8 protein-coding genes are annotated in these 6054 nt (G+C 71.6%); 5 read left to right on the top strand and 3 right to left on the bottom strand.

Translation table 11 applies throughout. The features are described from left to right. Positions 1 to 200: 200 nt before the first annotated feature. Genes G6024_RS02710 through G6024_RS02725 form a run of 4 tightly spaced genes read left to right on the top strand, consistent with a single transcriptional unit; the run spans position 201 to position 3299 of the window. Positions 201 to 701 (top strand): DUF2505 domain-containing protein, encoded by a 501-nt coding sequence (locus G6024_RS02710; RefSeq protein WP_069389477.1) that lies wholly within the window; start codon positions 201 to 203, stop codon positions 699 to 701. 57 nt (positions 702 to 758) lie between these two features. Further along, complete coding sequence (locus tag G6024_RS02715) at positions 759 to 1703, top strand: LmeA family phospholipid-binding protein (protein WP_119192669.1); 945 nt, start codon at positions 759 to 761, stop codon at positions 1701 to 1703. Positions 1704 to 1732: 29 nt separating this feature from the next. Beyond that, positions 1733 to 2290: a metallophosphoesterase family protein gene (locus G6024_RS02720; RefSeq protein ID WP_159147911.1), complete on the top strand. Its 558-nt coding sequence runs from the start codon at positions 1733 to 1735 to the stop codon at positions 2288 to 2290. Positions 2291 to 2348: 58 nt separating this feature from the next. Next, entirely contained in the window at positions 2349 to 3299 is a 951-nt protein-coding gene (locus G6024_RS02725; protein ID WP_119192671.1) for an NADP-dependent oxidoreductase, read from the top strand. Between the two features lie 60 nt (positions 3300 to 3359). Here G6024_RS02725 and deoC read toward each other — a convergent pair whose 3' ends face one another. Then, complete coding sequence (gene deoC, locus G6024_RS02730; RefSeq protein ID WP_159147909.1) at positions 3360 to 4058, bottom strand: deoxyribose-phosphate aldolase; 699 nt, start codon at positions 4056 to 4058, stop codon at positions 3360 to 3362. Positions 4059 to 4111: 53 nt separating this feature from the next. On the opposite strand from deoC, the gene purU reads away from it, so the two are divergent. Next, positions 4112 to 4978: a formyltetrahydrofolate deformylase gene (gene purU / locus G6024_RS02735; RefSeq protein WP_067717112.1), complete on the top strand. Its 867-nt coding sequence runs from the start codon at positions 4112 to 4114 to the stop codon at positions 4976 to 4978. Positions 4979 to 5028: 50 nt separating this feature from the next. Here the strand turns inward: purU and G6024_RS02740 are convergent, their stop codons facing one another. Together G6024_RS02740 and G6024_RS02745 are read right to left on the bottom strand one after the other, a co-directional pair. Continuing rightward, positions 5029 to 5739, bottom strand: a complete 711-nt coding sequence (locus G6024_RS02740; protein ID WP_096906774.1) for a MerR family transcriptional regulator — start codon at positions 5737 to 5739, stop codon at positions 5029 to 5031. Next, positions 5736 to 6017 carry a DUF2516 family protein gene (locus tag G6024_RS02745; RefSeq protein ID WP_067717117.1) on the bottom strand — a complete coding sequence of 94 codons (282 nt, stop codon included), beginning with the start codon at positions 6015 to 6017 and terminating at the stop codon, positions 5736 to 5738. The genes G6024_RS02740 and G6024_RS02745 overlap by 4 nt, the downstream gene beginning before the upstream one ends. Positions 6018 to 6054 lie beyond the last annotated feature (37 nt).

Raw genomic sequence — 6054 nt, forward strand, 5'->3', positions numbered from 1 at the left:
CCGCCGATGCGCAGGGTGGTCAGGTCCGCGAGGCGGGCACCGGGCGCCACGTCGATGCCGCTGATGTGGGACAGCTCGGCGACGACCGGGTCGGCGGGGTGCGGATGGGTGCCCGCGGGGGTCGGCGCGGTGCCGGCGGGGTCGGGCGACGACGGGTTCACACGACCGAGGGTAACCGGCGGCTTGTAGGGTCTGACCCCATGGCGACCCGCTTCTCCCACACGGCACGTATCGACACGCACGTCGAGAACGTGTTCACCTCCTACGGCGACGAGGCCTTCTGGCGCGACCGCATCGCCGCCGTCGGTAGCCCCGAGGACACCCTCGACGACTTCTCCACCACCGGCGACACGATCACCGTGACCGTCACCCAGCACATCCCCGACTCCGACATCCCCGACCTGGCGCGCAAGGTCCTGCCCGGGCAGCTGGTGATCGTCCGGACCAGCACCTTCGGCGACTTCGACGGCGAGCGGTTCACCGGATCGGCCCGCGCCGAGGCCGCCGGTGGGCTCGGGATGATCGACGGCGGCGCCGAGACCGTCCACCGGGACGGGGCGGCCCACGAATCCGTCTCCGGTCAGGTCAAGGTGTCGGTGCCGCTGCTCGGCGGCAAGCTCGAGAAGCTCGTCGTGGGGCACCTGGACCGACTGTTCGAGGCCGAGTACCAGCACCTGCGCCGCTGGACCGCCGCCCGCTGACCTGCGGCGGGGACGTGGGCACTGCACTCCCGGCCCGGATCGGTGACAATCGGACGAATGCAGCAGCCGCACGACACCCAACGCCTCCCCGCCTACGACCGACCCGGCGTCCAGCACGCCGAGACCGCGCAGTTCGCCGCAGCGCCTGGAACCGGCTCGCAGGGCCCCGGCGCCTCCGACACGGGTGGACCCTGGACGGCCGGGCGCAGCCCGGGCGGATCCCGCTCGGGCGGATCCCGCTCGGGCGGGCCCGGTTCGGGCGGATCCGGCGCTGAGGGCGGGAGCCGGCGGGGACGCGGGCCGCTGATCGCGCTCATCGCGGCGCTTCTCGCCGTCGGTCTCGTCGCGGCCTTGGTCGGTCTCGAGTTCGGCATGCGCAACGCCATCAAGAACCGCATGAGTGACGAGGTGACCGCCAGCCTGGGGTCGCCCGCCCAGGTCGAACTCGGCGCGCGCCCGGTGATCCTGTCCTACATCGACGGCAACCTCGGCTCCGTGCGCATCACCACCGACGGCTCGGCCGCCGACGGCGCGACCGGACCGGCACCGCAGATCGACATCCGGGCCGACGGCGTGCGCACCGAAGGCGACCTGACCTACGTGGACTCGCTGACCGGGACCGCGTTCGTCTCCGAGCAGACCATGTCCGCCGCCGCCCAGTCCGAGGGCGCGGCCGGCGACACCCTGCTCGGCGGGCTGATCCAGGTCCAGGAGATCATCGCCGACCCCGCCGCCGGCACCCTGCGGGTCTCGATCAGCGGCCTGGCCGAGGCGGTCGTGACGCCGAGGCTCATCGGTGGCGACCTCGAGATGCAGCCGGAGCAGGCGTCGATCCTCGGCTTCCCGCTGCCCTCCGAGTTCCTCGGCGGGACCGTCTCGATGATGGACTCGGCGCTGGCCGAACTGCCCGAGGGAGTCCAGTTGACCGGCGTCCGGGTGGTGCCGGGCGGCATGACCGTCGACATCGCCGGTCAGGATGTCGTGCTCGAGGCGACCGAGTGACCCCTGCGCCTCATGCGGACGGCAGGGTCTTGGGCGGCAGGGGCACGGGCGGCAGGGGCACCGGCGGCAGTGACGCCGGCACCCGCCTGCTGCTCATCGCCGACACCCACGTCCCCACGCGGGCCCGCGACCTGCCCGAGCGGGTGTGGGACGAGGTCGACGCCGCGGACATCGTGATCCACGCGGGCGACTGGATGGACGTGGGGCTTCTCGACTCGTTGGAGGAACGCTCGGCTCGACTCATCGCCTGCTGGGGCAACAACGACGGCCCGGACCTGCGCGAGCGCCTGCCCGAGGTGGCACGCGAGACGATCGACGGCGTGCGTCTGGTGGTGACGCACGAGGCCGGCGCGTCCGCGGGCCGCGACACACGCATGGCCAAGGCCTACCCGGACACCGACGTCCTGGTGTTCGGGCACTCGCACATCCCGTGGGACACCACCGCGCCGAGGGCGTCCGGCCAGGGCGGCCTGCGACTGCTCAACCCGGGCTCCCCGACCGACCGGCGTCGCCAACCGCACTGCACCTACATGACCGCGACCATCGACGGCGGCGCGCTGGGTGACGTCGAGCTGCACCGGCTCTGACGTCGCCCCGCCGCTTTGCGCCCGACCGGCGACCGCGGAATCTGCCTACCCTGGGGCCATGAGCAATGACACCACCATGCGCGCCGTGCACCAGGACACCCTCGGGGAGCCGGACGTCCTCGCCGTCGTCGACCTCCCCCGCCCCACCCCGCGCACCAACGAGGTCCTCGTCCGCGTCGAGGCCGCCAGCGTCAACCCCACCGACTGGAAGCACCGTGAGAACGGCGGCTTCCTCGGCACGCCCCCCTTCGTGCTCGGGTGGGACCTGTCCGGTGTGGTCGAGGAGGTGGGCATCGGCGTCGCCCGCTTCTCCCCCGGCGACGAGGTGTTCGGGATGCTCTCGTACCCGTTCGGGCACGGAGCCCACGCCGAGTACGTCGCCGCCCCCGCGGCCTGGTTCGCCCCCAAGCCCGCCTCCCTCGACCACGTGCAGGCCGCCGCCCTGCCGCTCGTGTCGCTGACCGCATGGCAGGCGCTCGTCGAGTACGCCGACATCCAGCCGGGTCAGCGGGTGCTCATCCACGCCGCCGCCGGCGGGGTCGGGCACGTGGCCGTCCAGATCGCCAAGGCCCGCGGCGCATACGTGATCGGCACCGCCAGCGCCGGCAAGCACGACTTCCTGCGCGAGCTCGGCGTCGACGAGGCAATCGACTACCACGACGTCGACATCGCCGAGGCGGTCAGCGACGTGGACGCCGTGCTCGACACGATCGGCGGTCAGACGTCCCTCGACTCCCTGCGGACGCTGCGCCCCGGCGGGATCGTGGTGTCGATCCTGCCCGTGGGGTCCGGCGACTTCTTCCGGGAGGCCGAGGAGCTGGGGGTGCGTGCGGTCCGGATGCTCGTGGATTCCTCGCGCCACGACCTGGTCTCGATCACCGAGCTCGTCGAACAGGGTGCGCTCCGGGCGACGATCGCCGAGGTCTTCCCGTTGGAGCAGGCCGCCGAGGCGCATCGTCGCGGCCAGACCGGTCGGACCGCCGGCAAGATGGTGCTGACCACGGGCTGATCCCGGGCGGTCGGCAGTCGGACGGTCGGCAGTCGGACGGTCGGCAGTCGGGCGACGCGGCTATTCGGGGAAGCCCTCCAGCACCGCGCGGGAGCCCGACAGCCCGAGGCGGGTCGCACCGGCGGCGATCATCGCGCGGGCGGCATCCGCGTCACGGATCCCGCCCGAGGCCTTGATGCCCAGCCGGCCGCCCACCGCCCGGTGCATGGCCTCGACCGCGCGCACGCTGGCGCCGCCGGCGGGGTGGAAACCGGTGGAGGTCTTGACGAAATCGGCCCCCGCCCGGGCGACGGCATGGCAGAGGGCCTCGATTCGTTCGTCGCCCGCCTCCTCGCCCAGCGCCTTGTGGATGGCCGCGGTCTCGAGGATCACCTTGATGACCACGGGCGGCGGCACGGCATCCCGCATGGCCAGCACATCGGCCATGACCTCGTCGACCAGTCCGGCGATGGCGGCGCCCACATCGATCACCATGTCCACCTCACGGGCCCCCTGGTCCACCGCGAGCCTGCCCTCCATCGCCTTGACCAGCGAGTGGTGCTTGCCGGAGGGGAAACCGGCCACCGTGGCGACGACGAGCTCCTCACCCCGCACCGGGAGCATGGCCGGGCTCACGCACACGGCCTTGACTCCCAACTCGCGGGCCTCGTCGACGCAGGCCCGGACGTCGTCGCGGGAGGCGTCGGGGGAGAGCAGGGTGTGGTCGATCATGGCGGCGACCCGGGCGCGGGTCAGCTCGTTCGTCGCAGTGGCGTCCATGCCGGCCAGCCTAGCGGGGGCGCCCGTCTTCCCTGCTGGCACAATGGGCACTCATGTCACGTCGCTTCGTCCTCACCCTGGGTTGCCCGGACCGCATCGGTATCGTCGCCCGGATCGCCACCTTCCTCGCCGAGCTGGGCGGGACGATCACGGAGGCGGCCTACCACGCGGACGAGGACTCGAACTGGTTCTTCACCCGCCAGTCCGTGAGCGCCGAGTCGATCGGCATGGAGATCGACGAACTGCGGCGCCGCTTCGAGCGGGTTGCAGCCGAACTGGGCCCGGAGACCGACTGGCACATCTCGGACTCCTCCGAGCCCAAGGACGTCGTCATCCTGGTCTCGAAGGAGGGGCACTGCCTCCACGACCTGCTGGGTCGGGTGGAGAGCGGTGACTACCCTGCGCGGGTCCGGGCCGTGATCGGCAACCACGAGAACCTGCGCGGCATGGCCGAGTCGCACGGTGCGCCCTTCCACCACGTGCCGTTCCCGGCCGACCCCGCCGAGCGAGGCCCGGCATTCGCGGAGGTCGCCGCGATCGTCGACGAGATCGACCCGCACGCGATCGTGCTGGCCCGCTTCATGCAGGTCCTGCCGGACGAGCTCTGCACGAAGTGGGCCGGGCGTGCCCTCAACATCCACCACAGCTTCCTGCCCAGCTTCGTGGGCGCCCGCCCCTACCACCAGGCGCATGTCCGCGGCGTGAAACTGATCGGGGCGACCTGCCACTACGTGACCGCCGACCTCGACGAGGGGCCGATCATCGAGCAGGACGTCATCCGCGTGGACCACACGGCGACGGTGAAGGACATGGTCCGGCAGGGGCGCGACGCCGAGAAGCTGGTCCTGGCCAAGGGGCTGCGCTGGCACCTCGAGGACCGGGTGCTGGTCCACGGCGGACGCACCGTCGTGTTCACCTAGGTCCGCTCCCGGGAAAGTCAGCTCCCCTGGGAGGTCCGCTCCGGGGGAGGTCAGCCCTTGGGGAAGCCGTGCCGCTCGCTGAGCAGGGTCTCGGCCGCCGAGAGGAAGATCAGGCGGGCGGCGGCGCCGGCCCGGGGCATGATCCCCGTGACCCTCTTGATGATGACGGACTGGTCCATCCCGGCGTCGCGCATCGTCTCCACCAGGATGTCGAGCGCCTCGGCCGACGTACTCTGCCCCTTGAGGAACAGGCGACCGATCTTGTCGATCCCCTCCTCACCGACCCCGAGGACGATGAGTTCGCGGAACAGCTCGTACATGTAGCGGTCCGCGAAGAAATGGTCGGCCGCACTCGGCTCACTGACCAGGCCGATGGCCGATCCCTGGTCGAGGAGTTCCTCGGCGAACTCGAAACCCGCGACGGCCTCCACGCCGCCACGAGGGAGGCGGCGGCGGGTGCCGCTCGAGCGTCGCTCCGGTAGGACGGCGTCCGAGTTCAGCAGCTCGGAGAGCGTGAAGCCGTGGCGCTCCGCGATGAACAGCTCCTCGATGGTGGCGAACGTGTAGCCGCGGTCGAGCAGCCGGAGGATCTGGTTCAGTCGGTTCTTGTGGTCGGGCCCGTAGAACGCGGTGCGACCCCTGCGGACGGGGGCCGGGAGAAGTCCCCGCTCCTGGTAGACGCGGATGTTACGCACCGTGGTGCCGGAGTCCTCGGCCAGCTCCTCGATCCGCTGGAACCCGTCGGCCTCCGGTGGTGTCACCTGCGCCGTCCCCCGACAGCGGGCCGGACGTCGGCGAAGAACACACCCACTGCCACCATCGCGATGATGCTGAGGAAGCCGAACGGCCGGATCGCGAACATGAGGGCGGCCACGGCGCAGATGCCGATCCAGGCGGGCTTGGGCCACTTGCCCTCGATCGAGTACGCCGACGCGGGCGGGAGGACTGCCAGCACCAGTCCCGCCAGGGCCCACACGACGAGCGCGCCCTGGATAGCCAGCTGGACCATGCCCCACGTCCCGGGAAGAGTGTCAATCACGCGGCCCAGTGTAGTCGGCACTCATGTCACCGCGGTG

This window comes from Dietzia maris (genome assembly GCF_014144855.1).
In the GTDB taxonomy this organism is placed as follows: domain Bacteria; phylum Actinomycetota; class Actinomycetes; order Mycobacteriales; family Mycobacteriaceae; genus Dietzia; species Dietzia kunjamensis.

Coding starts and splice junctions, on each gene's coding strand:
- G6024_RS02715 (WP_119192669.1), top strand. CDS start 759: ATGCAGCAGCCGCACGACACCCAACGCCTCCCCGCCTACGACCGACCC.
- deoC (WP_159147909.1), bottom strand. CDS start 4,058: ATGGACGCCACTGCGACGAACGAGCTGACCCGCGCCCGGGTCGCCGCC.
- purU (WP_067717112.1), top strand. CDS start 4,112: ATGTCACGTCGCTTCGTCCTCACCCTGGGTTGCCCGGACCGCATCGGT.
- G6024_RS02710 (WP_069389477.1), top strand. CDS start 201: ATGGCGACCCGCTTCTCCCACACGGCACGTATCGACACGCACGTCGAG.
- G6024_RS02725 (WP_119192671.1), top strand. CDS start 2,349: ATGAGCAATGACACCACCATGCGCGCCGTGCACCAGGACACCCTCGGG.